The sequence below is a fragment of the Nonomuraea sp. NPDC050540 genome (genome assembly GCF_044457485.1).
Taxonomy (GTDB): Bacteria; Actinomycetota; Actinomycetes; order Streptosporangiales; family Streptosporangiaceae; genus Nonomuraea.
The window spans coordinates 238,788-256,853 of the sequence record NZ_JBITHA010000004.1; the positions used below are offsets into that span (position 1 = coordinate 238,788).

General features: G+C 70.7%; 19 protein-coding genes. 10 read left to right on the forward strand and 9 right to left on the reverse strand.

What is annotated here, in order from left to right:
* Positions 1–72 precede the first annotated feature (72 nt).
* From ACIBI5_RS15700 to ACIBI5_RS15715, 4 genes are all read left to right on the forward strand, one after another.
* Positions 73–729 carry a DUF998 domain-containing protein gene (locus ACIBI5_RS15700; RefSeq protein WP_397247239.1) on the forward strand — a complete coding sequence of 219 codons (657 nt, stop codon included), beginning with the start codon at positions 73–75 and terminating at the stop codon, positions 727–729.
* Positions 730–792: 63 nt separating this feature from the next.
* Positions 793–2,922, forward strand: coding sequence for a nitrate- and nitrite sensing domain-containing protein (locus ACIBI5_RS15705; protein WP_397247241.1), 2,130 nt, complete (start codon positions 793–795; stop codon positions 2,920–2,922).
* Positions 2,919–3,296 carry a DUF742 domain-containing protein gene (locus ACIBI5_RS15710; RefSeq protein ID WP_397247243.1) on the forward strand — a complete coding sequence of 126 codons (378 nt, stop codon included), beginning with the start codon at positions 2,919–2,921 and terminating at the stop codon, positions 3,294–3,296. Before ACIBI5_RS15705 ends, ACIBI5_RS15710 begins: the two co-directional genes overlap by 4 nt.
* Positions 3,297–3,340: 44 nt before the next feature.
* The gene (locus ACIBI5_RS15715) at positions 3,341–4,309 is read left to right on the forward strand and encodes a DUF4331 family protein (protein WP_397247245.1); all 969 of its coding nucleotides are present in this window, start codon (positions 3,341–3,343) and stop codon (positions 4,307–4,309) included.
* On the opposite strand, the gene ACIBI5_RS15720 is transcribed toward ACIBI5_RS15715, so the two are convergent.
* Genes ACIBI5_RS15720 through ACIBI5_RS15735 form a run of 4 tightly spaced genes read right to left on the reverse strand, consistent with a single transcriptional unit; the run spans position 4,306 to position 7,721 of the window.
* Positions 4,306–4,878: a GTP-binding protein gene (locus tag ACIBI5_RS15720; protein ID WP_397247247.1), complete on the reverse strand. Its 573-nt coding sequence runs from the start codon at positions 4,876–4,878 to the stop codon at positions 4,306–4,308. The two genes, ACIBI5_RS15715 and ACIBI5_RS15720, sit on opposite strands and share 4 nt — an antisense overlap.
* Positions 4,859–5,215, reverse strand: a complete 357-nt coding sequence (locus ACIBI5_RS15725; RefSeq protein ID WP_397247249.1) for a DUF742 domain-containing protein — start codon at positions 5,213–5,215, stop codon at positions 4,859–4,861. The genes ACIBI5_RS15720 and ACIBI5_RS15725 overlap by 20 nt, the downstream gene beginning before the upstream one ends.
* Entirely contained in the window at positions 5,212–5,619 is a 408-nt protein-coding gene (locus tag ACIBI5_RS15730) for a roadblock/LC7 domain-containing protein (protein ID WP_397247251.1), read from the reverse strand. The genes ACIBI5_RS15725 and ACIBI5_RS15730 overlap by 4 nt, the downstream gene beginning before the upstream one ends.
* The gene (locus ACIBI5_RS15735) at positions 5,616–7,721 is read right to left on the reverse strand and encodes a nitrate- and nitrite sensing domain-containing protein (RefSeq protein WP_397247253.1); all 2,106 of its coding nucleotides are present in this window, start codon (positions 7,719–7,721) and stop codon (positions 5,616–5,618) included. The genes ACIBI5_RS15730 and ACIBI5_RS15735 overlap by 4 nt, the downstream gene beginning before the upstream one ends.
* A 153-nt stretch (positions 7,722–7,874) precedes the next feature.
* Here ACIBI5_RS15735 and ACIBI5_RS15740 point away from each other — a divergent pair, with 153 nt between their 5' ends.
* On the forward strand, positions 7,875–8,642 hold the full coding sequence (locus tag ACIBI5_RS15740) for an SDR family NAD(P)-dependent oxidoreductase (protein WP_397247255.1): 768 nt from the start codon (positions 7,875–7,877) through the stop codon (positions 8,640–8,642).
* Here ACIBI5_RS15740 and ACIBI5_RS15745 read toward each other — a convergent pair.
* A complete protein-coding gene (locus ACIBI5_RS15745) occupies positions 8,623–9,453 on the reverse strand; it encodes a PrsW family intramembrane metalloprotease (RefSeq protein WP_397247257.1) in 831 nt (276 codons plus the stop codon). The genes ACIBI5_RS15740 and ACIBI5_RS15745 overlap by 20 nt on opposite strands.
* Positions 9,450–11,417 (reverse strand): NAD(P)-binding protein, encoded by a 1,968-nt coding sequence (locus tag ACIBI5_RS15750; RefSeq protein ID WP_397247259.1) that lies wholly within the window; start codon positions 11,415–11,417, stop codon positions 9,450–9,452. The genes ACIBI5_RS15745 and ACIBI5_RS15750 overlap by 4 nt, the downstream gene beginning before the upstream one ends.
* Positions 11,418–11,550: 133 nt before the next feature.
* Here ACIBI5_RS15750 and ACIBI5_RS15755 point away from each other — a divergent pair, with 133 nt between their 5' ends.
* The 3 genes from ACIBI5_RS15755 to ACIBI5_RS15765 all read left to right on the forward strand — a co-directional run bounded on the left by ACIBI5_RS15755 (position 11,551) and on the right by ACIBI5_RS15765 (position 13,975).
* Positions 11,551–11,751, forward strand: a complete 201-nt coding sequence (locus ACIBI5_RS15755) for a hypothetical protein (protein ID WP_379611183.1) — start codon at positions 11,551–11,553, stop codon at positions 11,749–11,751.
* A 9-nt stretch (positions 11,752–11,760) separates the two neighbouring features.
* On the forward strand, positions 11,761–13,236 hold the full coding sequence (locus tag ACIBI5_RS15760) for an SPFH domain-containing protein (protein WP_397247261.1): 1,476 nt from the start codon (positions 11,761–11,763) through the stop codon (positions 13,234–13,236).
* 121 nt (positions 13,237–13,357) lie between these two features.
* The gene (locus ACIBI5_RS15765; RefSeq protein WP_397247263.1) at positions 13,358–13,975 is read left to right on the forward strand and encodes a hypothetical protein; all 618 of its coding nucleotides are present in this window, start codon (positions 13,358–13,360) and stop codon (positions 13,973–13,975) included.
* On the opposite strand, the gene ACIBI5_RS15770 is transcribed toward ACIBI5_RS15765, so the two are convergent.
* Positions 13,965–14,903, reverse strand: coding sequence for a zinc-binding alcohol dehydrogenase family protein (locus ACIBI5_RS15770; protein WP_397247265.1), 939 nt, complete (start codon positions 14,901–14,903; stop codon positions 13,965–13,967). The genes ACIBI5_RS15765 and ACIBI5_RS15770 overlap by 11 nt on opposite strands.
* A 96-nt stretch (positions 14,904–14,999) precedes the next feature.
* On the opposite strand from ACIBI5_RS15770, the gene ACIBI5_RS15775 reads away from it, so the two are divergent.
* A complete protein-coding gene (locus tag ACIBI5_RS15775) occupies positions 15,000–15,866 on the forward strand; it encodes a LysR family transcriptional regulator (RefSeq protein ID WP_397247267.1) in 867 nt (288 codons plus the stop codon).
* Positions 15,867–15,878: 12 nt separating this feature from the next.
* On the opposite strand, the gene ACIBI5_RS15780 is transcribed toward ACIBI5_RS15775, so the two are convergent.
* Positions 15,879–16,307: a MarR family winged helix-turn-helix transcriptional regulator gene (locus ACIBI5_RS15780; RefSeq protein WP_397247269.1), complete on the reverse strand. Its 429-nt coding sequence runs from the start codon at positions 16,305–16,307 to the stop codon at positions 15,879–15,881.
* 68 nt (positions 16,308–16,375) lie between these two features.
* Positions 16,376–17,116, reverse strand: coding sequence for an SDR family oxidoreductase (locus ACIBI5_RS15785; protein ID WP_397247271.1), 741 nt, complete (start codon positions 17,114–17,116; stop codon positions 16,376–16,378).
* 102 nt (positions 17,117–17,218) lie between these two features.
* Between ACIBI5_RS15785 and ACIBI5_RS15790 the strand changes: the two genes are divergently transcribed.
* Positions 17,219–18,064 (forward strand): helix-turn-helix transcriptional regulator, encoded by an 846-nt coding sequence (locus tag ACIBI5_RS15790; RefSeq protein WP_397247272.1) that lies wholly within the window; start codon positions 17,219–17,221, stop codon positions 18,062–18,064.
* Positions 18,065–18,066: the final 2 nt, after the last annotated feature.

An 18,066-nucleotide genomic window follows, 5' to 3' on the forward strand; every position in this document is an offset into this window, starting at 1 on the left:
GAGACGGGATCAGGGTCAGGTCAGGGGTACGGCCCGATGCCCGCGCCGGCCGGTGCGGGGCAGGCTTGGAATATGGCCGCAGTAAAGAGGTTCTATCCCCACATCGCGTTCTTGGCGATCACCTTCTCGGTGATCGCCGTCGTCGTGGGCCAGATCGTGCCCGACCCGTATCTGGACCCGATGAACGCGACCGTCAGCGAGTACGCCGTGGCCGACCGCGGGGGCGTCACGGAGCTGGGGATGGCGATTCTGGGGCTGGGGTCGTTCGTGCTGCTGGCGGGGCTCCGGGCGGCGGGGGCGCCGATCAAGGGACTGCCGCAGTGGCTGCTGGGGGTGTGGTCGGGAGCGCTGATCGTCGCCGCGGTGGTGCCGACCACGCCCATCGGGATGGACATGACCACGACGGCGATGATCCACCGCTACGTCTCGGTCGCGGCGTTCGTCAGCCTGCCGGCGGCGGCCGCGCTGCTCGTGCCGAGGTTCACGGCCGACGCCCGGTGGAAGCCGATCGCGCGGACCATGGAGTGGCTGGCCCTGGCGGGCGGGCTGGGCGTGCTGGCGATCGCGTACGTGGCGATGCCCGGCGACCGGGTGCTGATCGGGCTCGTGGAGCGCGTGCTGCTGGGCGCGGAGGTCGCGGTGCTCGGGGTTCTGGCCGCGTGGTTGGTCAGGCTGGCCTGGGCAAAGCGTGTCCAAATCCTGACATATCACAAGTTTCTCACGAATTGATCATAATCACCTACTACTTCGGTGCTATCCTCTCCCGCGATCTTCTAACCGGGAGCAGGTGTCATGGCATCGGGCAGATCCATCCGATTCAAGATCTCGGCGCTGCTCGTGATCCCCTTGGTCTCCCTCGTGGGACTCTGGGGATTCGCCGCCGGGACCACCTCCGGAGACGCCCTCAACCTGCTGAAGATCGACACCTTGTGGCGCGGCGCGATCGACCACGCCGACGGTCTGGTCAGCGCTCTCCAGCAGGAACGGCTCGCCTCGGCCGAGAAGGTGGCCGGAAGCCAGAGCGACCCCGCGGCGCTGGCCGCGAGCAGGGCCAGGACCGACAAGGCCCGCAAGACCTTCACCGACCAGGCCTCGTCCCCCGACACCGTCGGCGCCCTGAACCGCGACATGGCCCGCCAGCTCAACGAGACCCTCACGGCCGTCGGCGACCTCGCCGACGCCCGGCGGCTGGTCGACGCCGGCTCCGCGACCCCGGCCGAGCTGATCGCCGCCTACGGTGAGATCTCCGACGCCGTACACCGGCTGTACGCCGCGTTCGCCCTGGGCACCGACCTGCAGCTCTACCAGCAGGCCCGCGGCCTCATCGGCGCCGACCAGGTGCGCGAGCTGCTCAACCGCGAGCACGCGCTGATCGTCGCCGCCGCGGGCGCCCCGTCGGAGGCCGACCGCCGGCTGCTGGCCCGCCTCGACGGCGCCAGGGCCTACCAGTACCCCAGGGCGATGGCCGACCTCGAACCCGGGCTGCGGGTGCTGTTCCAGAAGGTCGACACGACGGTCCTGGACCGCATGGTCACCGGCTACCTCGCGGGCGGCAAGAGCGACGTCGAGCTCTGGCGCGGCGTCGCAGAACCGGTGCTCAAGGGCTACGACGAAGCCGTCTGGAAGAACGGCGAGGCGCTGCTGGCCCGCATGGAGCCCGCCGGCTACGCCATCATCCTGCGGGCCGTCGCCGCGGGCGCGCTCGGCCTGGTGGCCGTGATCTTCTCGATCATCGTCTCCGTCCGGGTCGGCCGCCGGATCACCCGCGAACTGGCCACGCTGCGCCGCGGCGCTCTGGAACTGGCCGAGCTGAGGCTGCCCGAACTCGTCGGCCGCCTGCGCAAGGGCGAGAACGTCGACCTGGTCGCCGAGGCGCCGCCCGTCGCGGTGCAGGCGGGGTCCACCAGCGAGGTGGTCGACCTGGCCGCCGCCTTCGACAGCGTGCAGAGCACCGCGATCGACGCCGCCGTCGAGCAGGCCAGGCTCCGCCAGGGCATCGCCGAGGCACTGCGCAACCTGGCCCGCCGCAGCCAGTCGCTCGTCCAGCGCCAGCTCAAGCTGCTGGATGAGATGCAGAGCCAGACCGAGGAGCCGGAGGCGCTGGAGCGCCTCTTCCGCCTCGACCACCTGACCACCCGCATGCGCCGCCACGCCGAGGGCCTCGTGCTCCTGTCCGGCGGTACGGCCGGCCGCAGATGGCGCTCCACGATCCCGGTCGAGGACGTCCTGAGCGGAGCCGCGGCCCAGGTCGAGGAGTACACCCGGGTCCGCGTCTACCCGATGCCCGAGTGCGGCGTAGCCGGAGCCGCGGTCGCCGACCTCATGCACCTGTTCGCCGAGCTGATGGAGAACGGCGCCGCCTTCTCCTCCCCGGGCAACGAGGTCTCGGTCCGCGGCGAACTGGTCGGCAGGGGCTTCGCCGTCGAGATCGAGGACCGCGGCCTGGGCATGTCCGAGGAGGCCAGGTCGGCGGTGAACGAGCGGCTGGCCAGGCCGCAGGAGTTCGACCCGTCGCAGACCGAGCGGCTCGGCTTCGCGGTCGTGGGCATGCTCGCGGCCAGGCACGGCGCGGTGGTCACGCTCAAGCCCTCTCCCTACGGCGGCACGACGGCGATCGTGCTCCTGCCGTCGGTGCTGATCGAGCCGCTGCCCACGGTGGCCGACGCGCCGCCGGAGCTGGAGTCGGTCTCCGTCTCGGTGGTGCGCACGACCGAGACCGGGTTGCCGCGCCGTACGCGGACCACGACCAAGAACGCGGAACTGCCCCGCCGTACGAGGCAGGCAAACCTTCCGCAACGGGTAAAGCAGGAACAGACAGAGGAACGCTCGCCCGAGGAGACGAGGGCGCTGCTCTCCTCGCTGCAGTCAGGCTGGCAGCGCGGACGCCAGGACAGCGAGAAGGATGGGGGATCTGAATCGTGAGTCGCGAGGACGAGTGGGTGGATGAGGAGGCCGGGCCGGTGGTGCGGCCGTACGCGGTGGCCCGCGGCCGCACGCGTTCCTCTTCGGCGGCTCTCGACCTGCTGGCGACCGTGGCGGCGACCGGGCTGCCCGCGCCCGCGCAGGCGGAGCTGAGCACGCAGCACCGCAGGCTTCTGGGTCAGATCTCCCAGCGGCGGGGCGCGCCGGTGGCCGAGGTCGCGGCAGAACTGGGCCTGCCGGTCGGCGTGGTGCGGGTGCTGCTGGGCGATCTGATCGACTACGGGCTGGTCCAGGTACGCCAGCCGCTCGGCAAGGTGGGCTCTCCGACGGAGAACCTGCTCAGAGAGGTCATCAGCGGCCTCAAGGCCTTGTAGGAATCCTGGGATAACCCAGAGGCGCGCCCGGGAACGAGCGGGGTATGTCACATCATCTGAGCGGCCCCAACCTGCGCCCGCCCGCGGGGGACGCCCGTCTCGACCTCACTGACCTGTTCGCGTTCCAGTCGCCGGACCGGCGGGAGCACACCGTGTTGATCATGGATGTGAACTCCTTCGGCTTCGACCCGTCGGCCGGGCCCCACCCGTACCCGGGTGCCGTCTACCGGCTCAACGTGGACACCGACGGGGACAACCGGCCCGACGTGGCGTTCAGCTTCGTCTTCTCGGAGCCGGACGCCCAGGGCGGCCAGAAGGTCACCCTCTACCACGCCACCGGCGAGCGGGCCGGGGAGCACCACGCGAGCGGCGAGGTGGTCGTCCGCGACGTGGACGTGAGCTTCGGCCCCGACCCGATCATCGTCAGGGAGGGCTGGCTCACGCTCTCGGTGGGCCTGCGCAGCGACCCGTTCTTCGCCGACCTCGAAGGCATCGGCAACGACTTCACGTGGACCGGCAACGACACCATGGCCGGCAACAACGTGATCAGCATCGCGATGGAGATGCCCGACCGGGTGCTCGGAGAAGAGCCGCTGATCGGCCTGTGGGGCCGCGTGGTCGTCGAACGGGACGGGCGGTGGGTCTCGGTGGACCGGGGCGCCCATCCGTCGCTCACGGCGTATTTCAACGCCGAGGACGCCAAGGACGCGTACAACGCCGGCGAGCCCGTGGACGACGTCCGGAAATATCGGGACACGTGGGTCAAAGTCCTGGAGCACACCGGCGGCTACACCTCAGAAGAGGCCGCCAAGGCCCTGGAGGCGGTCCTGCCCGACGTGCTGCGCTTCGACCGCTCCAAGCCCGCCCGCTACCCGAACGGCAGGCGGCTCGACGACGACGTCACCGACATCCGCCTGCAGCTGGTCAGCAATGGCCAGATCCAGGGGGACGGGATCGGGCCGCACACCGACCTGCTGCCCGGCTTCCCGTACACCGGACCGCCGCACCCCTAGCCGGCGGCGGTCAGCGTGCGCAGAGAGTGCTCCACCAGGGAGACCATGACCTCCTTGGCGGACGCCCGCCGCCGCACGTCACAGAGCAGCACCGGCACGTCGTCGTCCAGATCCAGCGCGACGCGCACGTCCTCGACGCTGTGCCTGGATGCGCCGTCGAAGCAGTTGACGGCGACCACGAACGGCGTGCCGCGCTGCTCGAAGTAGTCCACCGAGGGGAAGCAGTCGGTCAGCCGCCGGGTGTCGGCGATGACGACCGCGCCCAGGGCGCCGTGGGAGAGCTCGTCCCACATGAACCAGAACCGCTCCTGGCCGGGCGTGCCGAACAGGTAGACGACCAGTCCCTCCCTGATCGTGATGCGCCCGAAGTCCATGGCAACGGTGGTGGTCGTCTTGGTCTCGACCCCGTCGAGGTCGTCCACCCCGATGCCGATGTCGGACAGCACCTCCTCGGTCCGCAGCGGCTTGATCTCGCTGATCGAGCCGACCAAGGTGGTCTTGCCGACGCCGAAGCCGCCCGCGATGAGGATCTTGAGCGCTACGGGGTCGTCAGAGAGCTCGGAGTCCATTGATCACTTCCTTGAGAAGTCGCTCACTGGGCCGCGGCCCCGCCGCGTTGGGAGCGGTCACCGAGATGAGTCCGTGGTCGTGCAGGTCGCTCAGCAGCACGCGGACGACGCCGACCGGCAGGTCGAGCTCGACGGCGACGTCGGCGACCGAGATCGGCGAGCGCGCTGCCCGCAGGATGGCGAGTTGCTCGGGGCCGAGACCGCCCGGCGGATCGCCCACGGAGCTCACCATGGCGATCAGGTCGAGCGTCTCACCCGAGGCGGACCGCGTCCTGCCCCGGGTCAGAGCGTAAGGACGGACCAGCGGCCCGGCCTCGTCGTCCATCCACATCGTCATGACAGGCCCGATCGGGGGTTGGTCGTGATGTGCTGCCCGACCCGTTTGACCAGCATCGCCATCTCGTAGGCGATGTGGCCGACGTCCACGTTCGCCTCGGCCATCACGGCCAGGCAGGTGCCCTGGCCGGCGGCGGTGACGAACAGGAACGCCTGCTCCATCTCCACGATGGTCTGGCGCACGTCGCCACCCTCGAAGTGGCGGCCGGTGCCGCGGGCCAGGCTGTGGAAACCCGACGCCACGGCGGCCAGATGCTCGGCGTCCTCGCGGGTCAGGCCCTTGGAGTGGCCGACCGCGAGGCCGTCGGTGGACAGGATCACGGCCTGCCTGACGGCTGCGACCCTGGTCGCCAGGTCGTCGAGGAGCCAGTTGAGCTCCCCGGTGTTCGTGATGGGCGTGCTCATGAGTCGTCCCCCTCGTTGTCTGCTTCTTCTCGGGCGCGCTGGGTTCCCCGCTGGAACGCGGAGAATAGGTCGCGTACCTCGTCGGGAGAGCGTTCAGTTGTGGGCGGCGGCGGTGGATCCGGCGGCTTGCTGAGCTGGGCGGGCAGGTTGGCCTGCCGTACCCGCCTGGGCAGGCCGTCGTTCGGCTGGCCCACCACGGCGAGTGGTTTGGGCCTCTTGCTCGAACGGCTCGGCAGCTCGATCGGCTCCTCGTCCGGCGCGGGAGGCAGCGCCTCCCGCTCGGTGACGAGCCGCTTCGGGATGAGCACGATCGCGGTGGTGCCGCTGAAGGGGGAGGCGCGCAGCGTCACCTGCAGCCCGTGGCGCTCTGCCAGCCTCGCCACGACGAACAGTCCGAGCCGGTCGCTGTCGGCCAGGTCGAACTCGGGCGGGTCGGCCAGCCGGGCGTTGATCTCGGCGTACTCCTGGGGGCTGAGGCCGAGCCCGCGGTCCTCGACCTCCAGCACGTAGCCGTTGCTGACCAGGTCGCCGCGCACCTGCACGGCGGTCTCCGGCGAGGAGTAGATGCTGGCGTTCTCGACCAGCTCGGCCACGAGGTGGGTGAGGTCGGCCGCGGCGCCGCCGTCGAGGGCGGCGCCGGGCATGGTCTCGACGTTGATCCGCGCGTAGTCCTCGACCTCGGCGATGGCGGCGCGCACGATGTCGAGCACCGGCACCGGCTTGCGCCAGGCGCGGCCGGGAGCGGCGCCCGACAGGATGATCAGGCCCTCCGCGTGCCGGCGCATGCGGGTGGTCAGGTGGTCGAGGCGGAACAGCTCATCGAGCCGGTCGGGGTCGTGCGTTCGGCGCTGCATGGCGTCCAGCAGGGAGAGCTGGCGGTGGAGCAGGCCCTGCTTGCGCCGGGCGAGGTTGAGGAAGACCTGGCTGACGCCCTGGCGGACGGTCGCCTGGCCGACGGCGGCCTCCACCGCGGTGCGCTGCACCGAGCCGAAGGCGCTGGCGACGTCGGTGATCTCGGCCGAGCCGCTGACCTTGAGCGGCTTGGCCTCCTTCTTCACGTCGATCTCGTCGCCGTCGCGCAGCCTTTGGACCAGGCGCGGGAGCCGTACCTCTGCCAGGTCGAGGGCGGCGGTGCGCAGGCCGGCGAGCTCGGCGGCGAGGCGGCGGCCGAAGCGCACGGAGATGAGGATGGAGGCGATGACGGCGACGAGCCCGACGCCGCCGGCGAGCGCGATGCGCACGATGATCGCGGTGGCGCCGTCGGTGGCGCGCTCGGCGATGACCCCGGTGGCGGAGGCGCCGATCTTGTCGAGCTGGTCGGCGAGCTTGGTGACCGCGGTGTTCCACTCGTCGGCGTTGTCCGGGGGTCGGCCGGTCTTGACCACGCTCAGCTCGGTGGCGCTGAAGTTCAGGAACGCCTCCCCGCCGAACACCTCCTCGTACGGCTGCCGCAGCGACACGTCGAGCCCGGCCAGCCCGCGCGCGTGCATGAACTTGCGGGAGGCCACGTACTCGGTCATGGCGGTGACCTCGGCTGGGCTGAGGTCGCCGCTGATCACGGCGCCGCCGACGAGAGCCTGTTCCCTGGCGATGAGCTCGCGGGCGTTGCCCATGGACTGCAGGGAGGAGGCCTGCTGGAACAGGGCGAGGTCGGGCACGGTGACGAGGTGGTCGTAGAGGCGGAACAGCGCGTCCAGCACCCGGTTGTACTCGTTCATGCCGCTCAGCCGGGAGCTGTTGCCGGTGTCGATGTCGCTGCGGATGGACCCCAGCCGGGCGAGTTCGGTGTTGAGGGCGTCGAGGGTGGGGCGCATCTCCTCGGTGACGGCGTCGCCGGCTTCCACGGCGGCCTTCTGGAACCGGCTGACGGAGGTGTCGGTGCGGGCCCGCTGCTCGCCCAGGTCCTCGGTGAGCTTGCGCGTGGTGGCCGCGGCGACGGAGCGCGTACGTTCCGACTGAAGCTGGAGCCCTAGATCGGTGGAGGTCACGCCGATCGTCTGGTACAGGGTGTTGGCCCGAAGAAGGTTCTGTCCGTCACCGACGGTGAGGTTGAGGACGAACCCCCAGAGCGCGCTCAAAGACAGCAGGGGGAGCAGCAGCAATAAGAAGATCTTGAACCGAATTGACCGGTTTCGGGAGCCCATGTTCCAACCTCGGGGTCGAGGCGTATATCCACACTCTGTGTAAATACACCTCCGGAAGATCGCACAGGAGACTAGCACCTAATAAGGTTCCGGCGCAGTGGGAGGAACACGATGATTACCGTGATAACTGGGGCCAGTGCCGGGATCGGAGCCGCCGCGGCAGGGCGGCTGTCGGCCCTCGGGCACGAGGTCGTGCTCGTGGGCCGCGACGCGGCCCGGCTCAAGGCCGTGGCCGACGGGTTGACCGGCCCCAAGGCCGAGGTCCTGACCTGCGATTTCGCCGCGCTCGACGACGTGCGGCGGCTGGCCGGGGTGCTGCGCGAGCGCTACGAGCGCATCGACGTGCTGGCCAACAACGCCGGGGTGCTCAGCAAGCGGCGTCAAGTGACAGGAGACGGCCATGAGCTGATGGTTCAGGTCAACCATCTCGCGCCGTTCCTGTTGACCCATTCTCTGACCGACCGGGTTGACAAGGTGGTCACGACGGCGTCCATGGCGGCCGGCACCGGCCGCCTGGATCCCGGCGACCTCAGCAGGGAGCGGCGCCGGTGGAACGCGTGGATGCAGTACGGCGACACCAAGCAGGCCAACATGCTCTTCACCCAGGCGCTGGCCGCCCGCGGGGTGCACGCGACCTGCTTCCACCCGGGCGTCATCCGCACCGGCTTCGCCGGCGACACGCTGCTGATGCGCCTCTACCTGGCGGTCCCCGGCATGGCCAAGCCGCCGGAGACGGGCGCGCGCACGCTGGTCCACCTGGCCACGTCCGCGGGCGAGCCGGGCCGCTACTACGTCAAGGAGAAGCCGGCCCGCGGCAGGGCCGACCACGACCTGGCCGAGCGGCTCTGGACGGCCAGCCTCAGCGCTCTCGGCGGCTGATCGAGCGCAGCCAGAGCAACGCGAGGGCCGAGATGACGATCAGCCCGCCCCAGTTCAGCACCGTGTAGAGATGGATCTGCCCGTCGGTGACGCCGGGCACCTTCCCGATGCGGATCAGCTGGAACTGCCACGGCTGCCCGGTCAGCAGCAGCGTGATCGCGATCGCCAGCCCGCTCATCGAGTCCCAGAGCGCGTGGAGAAGGGAGACGCCCAGGTACGCCAGGATCACCTTGCCGGCCAGCCTGCCGCCCGCCGAGAACAGCACGCCACCGACGATCGCGGTCCACAGGCCGTGGCCGACGGGCGCGAGCACGCCCCGCAGGATCTCGGTCTCCACCAGCTGTGCCACCGAGATGCCCTCGCGGGTGAACAACGCGTTGAAGGCGTATCCGGCGCTCTCGAAGGCGGCGAAGCCGAAGCCGACCGTGGCGCCGAGCACCACGCCGTCCCAGACGTCGTGCCGGCGCAGGCCGCGGGTCAGCAGCATCAGGGCCGCCAGCTTGACGCCCTCCTCGATGAGGCCGACGCCGGCGTACATGACCAGCGACGGCTGGAGGTAGCTCTCCAGGATCGAGGCGCCGAGCACACCGAGGACGCCGCCGATCACGAACGCCTTGAACAGCAGCTCGACGGTCACCTCCGACGAGCGCTCCCGCGTGTTGGCCCAGACCACGAACGTCACCGGCACCAGGAAGCTGCCGAGCAGCACCACGGTGGGGAGGAGGTTGGAGTTCTCCGTCCAGATCGTGACCAGGACGGACGCGGCCCACAGCGCCAGCCCGATGAGGAAGATCTTCAGCCAGGGTCTCATGTGGACAGCTCCGCGACGGCTCGGTAGGCGGCGGTGACGGCGGCGTCGGCGTAGGCGGCCGGGATCGAGTCGGAGTTGGCGATCGCGATCCGGCCGTGCCGCCTGCGCGCGGTCTCGGCGGGGAAGGGGCCCTCGGGGTAGAAGGCGTTCCAGGGGCGGCAGTACTCGGGGGCGTAGCCGTGGCCCCAGCGGTTGACGGTGATCGCCTCGATGTCCTTGCCGGGGTCGAAGCCGCCGGCGCCGAGGAGCCTGGCCAACTGGTCGCGGATCGTGTACTCGAAGAAGGAGAAGTCCGTCTTGAGCAGGTTGTGGCGGCCGGCGATCGCGCCCTCGCTCGGGCCCATCGTCGACACGCACGGCGTGGCGATCATGTGCACGTTGATCGGCTGGGAGGGGTCCTTCGGGCACTCGTAGCCGGGCATGCTGACCGGGTAGTCGAGCTCGGAGACGCACCAGTAGGCGCCGGTCCACCTGGTGTGGTTGATGCCGACCTTCCGCCAGGCCTCCCAGTTGCGCAGCTGCACCATCGCGTAGAGCAGCGGCATCTTGACCGCCTGGTGCATGGCCTGCTTCTGCGCCGGCGGCAGCGACGGGACCAGGTAGGGGATGACCATGTTCCAGCAGGCCATGACGACGGCGCCGGCGCGCACGGTCTTGATCTGGTGGCCGTCGAAGTAGCCCACGGTGGCGGTGGTCGCGGTGTCGGGGTCGCCGTCGTTGGACGCCGTCACCACCGGGCTGGACAGCCGGAAGCGCACCCGGTTCGAGGGCAGGTCGAGCTTGCCGTAGTCGAAGGAGGCGGTGGTGATGTCGTCCATGCCGGTCGCGCTGGCGAAGCCGGGGATCATCCGGCCGACCATCATCCTCACGAGCGCCTGGTTGCCCTCGGGGAAGTGGTAGATGTACGCGTCGTCGGCGTCCCATTCCTTGATCATGCTGGGGGAGTTGAACTTGGAGGGTTTGCCGGCGTCGAGCTTCAAGCCCTGGAAGCCGGGGAAGTCCCACTCCTCCGCGCTGCCCCAGGCGTCGATCGCCCCGAAGGCCTGCGTGCTGTAGGCCCATTCGTCGCTGGACTGCGTGCGCAGGAACAGCTCCGCGTCCGGGTGGACCTTGCACACCTCCAGCAGGAACCGCGAGTACGTCAGGTCGGCGAGCCTGCGTTCCTTCTCGGCCTGCGACATGCCGGGGAACCAGTCGGGCGGGTTCTTGTACAGGCGCAGCAGGTCCTTCTTCGCCTGCGCGGCCACCGGGAGCTGGGCGATCCACTCCTCGGCCTTGATCCCCGGCGTGTACTTGACCAGCCGCTCCACCGGGAAGGTCTCCCGGTCGCACATGACGCTGTCGTACATCTTGAGGTTGGTGTAGAGCTTCTGGTCGAAGTACTTCTCGAACTTCTCGACCTTGACGCCGAGCTGCCGCAGGAGGTTCTTGCCCTCGGGCGTCCAGACGGAGGGGGCCTCGATCGACTGCGAGCCGCCGTAGCCGATGAGCGGGCCCTTGCGGGCCTGCGGGGTGAACTCGTTGCGGCGCGCGTGGCCGCCGATCTCGTCGTGGTTGTCCAGGATGAGGATGCGCGCACTGGGGTTGGCCCGCAGCCATTCGAAGGCGGCGCTGACTCCGCTGATGCCGCCGCCGACCACGACGAGGTCGTAGTTCTCGCCGGTGAACTCGGGCGTGCCGGCGTACTCCCAGAAGCGGTCGTCGCGCAGGGCGTGCGGCACGCTGAGCGCCTGCGCGGTGTTGCCCTGCAGGCCGGTGAGCGTGGGCGGGAACTTCACGTCGGTCGGGACCTGGAGCTCGGGGGTGCCGATGACGCCCGGTTCACCGGAACGCGGCCCGCAGCCCGCCGCGGCGCCGAGCGCCGCCACCCCCGCGGCCATCGCCACGCCGTCGAAGAAGTCCCGGCGCGATATGCGCCGTCCCATCCCGAGCTCGTGTGCCCTGCGGGGGTTGATGTCACTCATGGGCGCGATCATCACTACGGGCGGTAAATACCGCTCTAAGGCGCGCAGCCCCTGGAGGAACATTTTGCGTCGCCTATTACCGCGAATGCCTGATTGGAGTACCGTCCGGAATATCACCGACGGGGGGAGACCGATGGTCGGCAAGCAGGGACGGGTCACGGGGAGGATCGGCCCGGGTCTGGTCGGCGAGGTGATGGTCCAGGTAAGGGGCGGCGTCGAGGCCTTCTACGCCCATCCGAGCGTGGCCGACGAGGAATTCCCGGTCGGGACGATCGTGGTGGTGGTGGAGTACTTCCCGCCGCGCACGGTCTACGTGGCTCGCGCACTGGTCTAGGGAGGCCCGATGTCCCCTGAGTTCTTCATCGCCGGCGGGGGGATCCTCGTCGCAGTCGTCGTCATCATCCTGCTGTTCAAGGCCGTCTGGCGGGTCGCGGAGCCGAACGAGGCGCTGATCATCTCGGGCCTCGGCGCCCGTCGCCGCGGCGACGCTCTCGACTCGTTAGGCTTCAAGATCATCACCGGCAAGGGTACGGCGGTGCTGCCCGGCTTCCAGACCGCCAGGCGCCTGCGCCTCGACACCAGATCCGCCAACCTCCAGGTCTCCTGCGTCACCCAGCAGGGCATCCCCGTCCACATCAGGGGCGTGGTCATCTACAAGGTCGGCGACGACCTCACCTCCATCGCCAACGCCGCCCGGCGCTTCCTCGACCAGCAGGACTTCATGACGGGCGCGATCCACGAGCTGTTCACCGGCCACCTGCGCTCGATCATCGGCGGCCTCACCGTCGAGGACCTCATCCTCAACCGCGAGCGCCTGACCAGCGAGACCAGGGCCTCGGCCGCAGACGAGATGAGCAAGCTGGGCCTGATCGTCGACTCGCTGCAGATCCAGGAGATCGACGACGAGACCGGCTACATCGCCAACCTCGGCAAGCCGCACGCCGCCAAGATCGCCGCCAGCGCCCGCATCGCCGAGGCGCAGCGCGACCAGGAGGCCACCGAGGCCGAGCAGGTCGCCGCGGCCAACAAGGCGGCGGCCTGGCGCGACGCCCAGATCAAGCAGGCCTCCTACCAGGCCGAGATCGACCGCGCCCAGGCGACCTCCCGCCAGGCGGGGCCGCTGTCGGAGGCGAGCGCCCGCCAGGAGGTGGTCGTCCAGGAGACCAGGGCCGCCGAGCTGGAGGCCCAGCTGTCCGAGCAGCGTCTGCAGTCGAAGGTACGCAAGCCCGCCGACGCCAAGGCGTACGAGACGGTCACGCTCTCGCAGGCCGAACGCGACGCCCGCATCGCCCAGGCCGAGGCCGAGGCCAGGGAGACCGAGCTGCGCGCAGTGGCCCAGGCCTCCCAGGTCAAGCAGGCCGCCGCGGCGGACGCGGAGTCGGTACGGCTGCGCGGAGAGGCCGCGGGCGCGGCCACCAGGGTCGCCGGCGAGGCGGAGGCCGCGGCGGCCAAGGCGCGCGGCCTGGCCCAGGCCGAGGCGGCCAGGGCGCTGGGCCTGGCCGAGGCGGAGGCCGAGCAGGCCAAGGGCCTGGCGGAGGCGGCGGCCATCAGGGCGCGCGCCGAGGCGCTCGCCGACAACCAGGAGGCCGTCATCGCCCAGCAGCTGGCCGAGCGCTGGCCGGAGGTGGTGCAGGCGGGCGCCCAGGCGTTCGGCAACGTGGACCACATGGTGGTGCTCAACGGCGCGCAGGGCGTCGAGGAGCTCCTGGCCAAGGCGCTCACGCTGGGCGGCACCGGGCTGGGGCTGGCCCGCGCCATTCTCAACGGAGCGACGCCCAATGGAAGCGAAGAAAAACCACAAAAGCCCGTGAAACCGTAAAGGCGGGGCGTTCCGTCAACGTCGGAAAACGCGTGCTCCGATTCGTCTAGCGTGATGAAAAATGCCGCTGATGCGAATTGGGGAATTCATGCACAAGGCTTTTTCCGGAATATTTCTCATCATGGCGGTCAGCGTCGGCTGCTCCAGCGGGCAGGCCGCCGGCCCTTCCCCTTCCGCGAAGAAGCCCGTCGACGCGGCCAGGCTCGGCGCGGGGCTGCTGTCCGCGCCGAACGGCATGAGCGTCGCCTACGGCCCCGAGACCGGCGCGTACGGCTCGCTCAAGGCCACCAAGCAGGGCATGGCCGCCCTCAAGGAGGCCAAGGTGTCCGAGCCGGACTGCGCCGGGGTCGGGCAGCTCGACCCGGCCGAGCTGGGCGGAGCGCCCGCGGCCGTCGTCGCCTACTCCTCCAAGGACGGCTCCATCACCCAGGCCATCGTGGCCACCGACACCTTCCCGGAGCCGGTGCCCGCGCGGTGCGCGAAGTACCGGGCCGAGGTCGCCGGCACCAAGGTCACCTACAGGACCGTCACGCTCAAGATGCCCGCGCGCGGCGAACGCTCGCACGCCTTCGTCACCACCGCGGTCAGCGACGGCAAGGCCGCCCAGATCGCCGCGATGGTGATCGCCAGGAAGGGCGTGGTCACCAGCCTGCTGGTCATCGGCACCAAGGTGAAGAAGGAGGGGCTGAACGAGCTCGCCCGCCTGGCCGACGAGAAGCTGGCCAGGATCACGGCCTGAGAACCACCTTCCCCACGGTACGGCGGGCCGCCAGGTCGGCCAGCGCCTGCCCGGCCCGCTCCAGCTCGTACTCCCCGCCGGTCAGCGGTCGCAGGCGGCCGGCGGCGGTCAGGGCGATCAGCTCGGGCAGAGGTCGCGCGGCGGTGCTCCCGGGCAGGCGGAGATGGGCGCCGAGCCAGTAGCCGCCCACCGAGACGTTGTGCTGGGCCAGCCGGCCGGGATCGATCGGCGACGGGTCCACGCCGCTCGACGTCCCGTACGCGATCAGGCGGCCGAACGGGGCCAGCGCGCCGAGCGCCGCGTCGAAGACCGGGCCGCCCACCGCGTCCAGGACCATGTCCACCGGGCCGCCGTCGTTGGCCGCGAGCACCCGGTCGGCGTAGCCGTCCGCCTCGCCGTCGACGGCCGCGTCCGCGCCGAACCCCATGACCAGCTCGCGCTTCTCCTTCGTGGACGCCGTGCCGATCACCCGGCCGGCGCCGAACTCCTTGGCCAGCTGGACCGTCAGGTGGCCCACTCCGCCGGCCGCCGCGTTGACCACGACGCTCTCGCCGGGCACCAGCCGCGCGGCCGTACGCAGGAGGTGCCAGGCGGTCAGCCCCTGCACCAGCAGGGCCAGCGCGGCGCCCGCCTCCATGTCGTCGGGGATCTCCACCGGCTCCGTCACCAGCGCCTTCGACGCGAACGCGGCGCCGGCGAAGGCGAGCACCCGGCGTCCGTCCGGCGTACGGCCCACCACCTCGCCGCCCGGCACGAACGGCAGCTCGGGTGGCTGGTAGCTGCCGCTCAGCCGGCCGAGGTCGGCGAAGTTCACGCCCGCCGCCTCGACGTCCACCAAAGTCTGGCCGGGGCCCGGCACCGGGTCGGGGATCTCGGCCAGGGTCAGCACCTCGGGTCCGCCACGCCGTTCCGCACGCATCGCTCTCATGGCCTCGACGTTAGGAGAGGGCCGTCCGCGTAGCCAGCAGGTGGTGTTCGCGGGAGTGGCGGAATGTATGAACGTCCTTCATACGTTGTCGCCGCCGTGAACGATCTGAGCGCGGCCGAGCTCCGCGTGCTCGTCGCCGTGGACGGCGAGGGCAGCGTGTCGGGGGCAGGCGTGCGGCTCGGCCTCACGCAGTCGGCGGTCTCGCACGCCCTGCGCGCGGCCGAGCGGAAGATGGGCGCGGTGCTGTTCCGGCGCGGGCGCGGCGGGGCCACGGCCACCGCGGCGGGGTCGGCGGCGGTCGGCCACGCGCGGCGCATCCTGCGGCTCATGGAGGTCATGCGGACCGACACCCACACCGCGGCCCACGGCGAGGCCACCGGGACCATCCGGCTGGCCGCCTTCAGAAGCGCGGCCTTCCATCTCCTGCCCGGGGTGCTGGTGCGGTTCGGGCGGCGGCACCCGCGGGTGACCGTGGACGTGCGGATCGTGCCCGACCTCGGGCGGGGGATCGCGGGGGAGGTCGCCGACGGGCGCGCGGACGTAGGGGTGGTGTCGCTGCCGGTGTACGTGGACGGCCTGGTCGGCAAGGAGCTGTACGCGGAGCCGTACGTGCTGGCCCATCCGTCGGGGCACCCGGACCCGCGCGCGCTGCCGATGATCGACTGGCACGAGAACTGCTCCGGCGAGACCAGGCGGTGGCTGGCGGCGCAGGCGTGGATCCCGCCCGGCGACATCACGGTCGAGGACGACGGGGTGGCGATGTCGATGGTCGGGCACGGGCTGGGGGCGGCCATCGTGCCCCGGCTGTCGGCCGTGGGGGCGCCGCCGAACGTGGCCACGGCGGAGCTCGGGGAGGGGGCGCCGCTGCGGCGGGTGGGGTACGTGACCACCCGCGAGCTGGGCGGATCTTCGGTGGTCAGGGATCTGCTCGCCGAACTGCGCTCGATCAGGCCCGTCTCCTGACGCCCCGGGAGTTCAGGTGGTGCGGTGCATGGAGGCGCGCAGGGCGGTGACGGTGTCGGCCAGGCCCTCCTTGGCGGCTCTGTCCAGGGCGGCGGTGAGGGTTTCCTCGTAGGTCGGGGCGGCGCCGTCCTTCCTGGCGCGGCCCTCGTCGGTGATGAGGGTGTAGACGCCCCGCCGGTCCTGGTCGCAGAAGTCGCGGCGGCTCAGGCCGCTGTTCTCCAGGCGGCCCACCAGGCGCGTCACCGAGCTCTGGTTGAGGCCCAGCAGGTCGGACAGTTCCTGCATGCGCAGGGAGCCGCCGTCGGCGAGCGACAGGTGGCACAGCGCCCGGTACTCCGACAGGCCGAGGCCGTGCTTCTGCAGGGCGGCGGCCACCTCGTGTTCGACCCTGGCGTGCAGGCGGATCACGCCCACCCACATGTCGTCGTCGTCCGTCGCCATCAGGCGCCTCCCTCCGTGCGGAACCCCATTGTACATGCACATACAGAATATGCATGTACATAGAAGATCTACACCTGGCGGGTCGGCACCACGGTGATCTCCGGGAGGCTCACGTGGATCGGGCGGCTGACCGCGAAGGCCACGACCTCCGCCAGGTCGGCGGCGGCCAGCGGGTCGATCTTCGTCTTCATGTCCTCCAGCCAGGCCGTTCCCAGCTCGGAGGCGGACAGCAGTTCGGTGACGACGACTCCGGGTTCGAGGTTGGTGACGCGGATGTTCCTGGGTGCCAGCTCGTTCCGGAAATTTCGTGACAGGTGGCTGACCGCGGCCTTGGTGGCCGCGTAGACCGCCGCGCCCGGCTCGATCCTGGCGGCCGCGATCGAGGAGATGTTCACCAGGTCGGCGGGCCTGCCCGCGTCGGCGGCGGCCTGGAGGTCGGGCAGGAACGCGCGGAAGACGTGGAGCAGACCGGCGACGTTCACGTCGAGCTGGCGCCGCCACTCCAGAGGCGTATCCGGTCCCGGTGTGTCAAGCAGGCCGGGGAAGAGGATTCCGGCGGCGTTGACGACGAGGTCGGCCCGGCCCAGTTCTTCGGCGATGCGGCTCCTGGCGGCCTCGACCTCGGCGGGGTCGCTCACGTCGGCGGCCACGGCGAGGGCCCGGTCGCCGATCTGGTCGCGGAGCGCTTCGACGCGCTCCTTCCTGCGGGCCACGAGCGCGACCCGGGCGCCCCGCTCGGCGAGTTCGACGGCTACGGCGGCGCCGATGCCCGATGAGGCGCCGGTGATGACGGCGATGCGGTTGTCCATGGCTCTCATCCTGGGAGGACGCCGATGGGGTAACCAGGACAGCGCCGAGGGTGGTACTCGCAGGGTCAGGCGCCGCGCGGGGAAATGTCCGACAATGGGGTCATGGCCAATGACCTCGGGGAGTTCCTGCGATCGCGCCGCGCCAGGGTGCGGCCCTCCGACGCCGGCCTGCCCACGTACGGCGAGCGCCGCCGGGTGGCCGGGCTGCGCAGGGAAGAGGTCGCGTTGCTCGCCGGGGTCAGCGTGCCGTACTACGTCCGGCTGGAGCAGGGGCGGGCGGGCAACGTCTCCGCCGAGGTGCTGAACGCCGTGGCCCGCGTGCTCGGCCTGGACGACACCGAACGCGCCCACCTGCACGACCTCGCCCGTCCGGCGAGCGGCAAGGCGGTGAAGGCCCCGGTGGAGCGGGTTCGTCCCACACTCAGGCGGGTGCTCGACTCCATGCCCGACATCCCCGCCTTCGTCATGGGCCGCAGGACCGACATGCTGGCCTGCAACCGGCTGGCCTCCCTGCTGTTCTGGAATCGGCCCACTCCGCCGGACGGCCCGTTGAACTGCGCCCGCCTGGTCTTCCTCGACGAGCACACCAGGACCCTGTTCCGCGACTGGGAGCACAAGGCCCGCGAGACGGTGGCGTTCCTGCGGCTGGACGCGGGCCGCCATCCCGGCGACCGGGAGCTGGCCGCGCTGGTGGGCGAGCTGTCGGTCAGGAGCGCGGACTTCCGCCGCCTGTGGGCCGAGCACGAGGTCCGGGAGCGCTCGGCCGGGCGCAACATCCTTGACCACCCGCTCGCCGGCGAACTGGTGCTCGACTACGACAGCCTGCGGCCGGGCGAGCAAGGCGACCAGGTTCTGGTCACCTACCTGGCCGAACCGGGCTCGCGTACCGAGGAGGCGCTGAGGTTTCTGGCGAGCTGGCACGCGGCGGAGGCCGTCAACGAGGTCTAAGC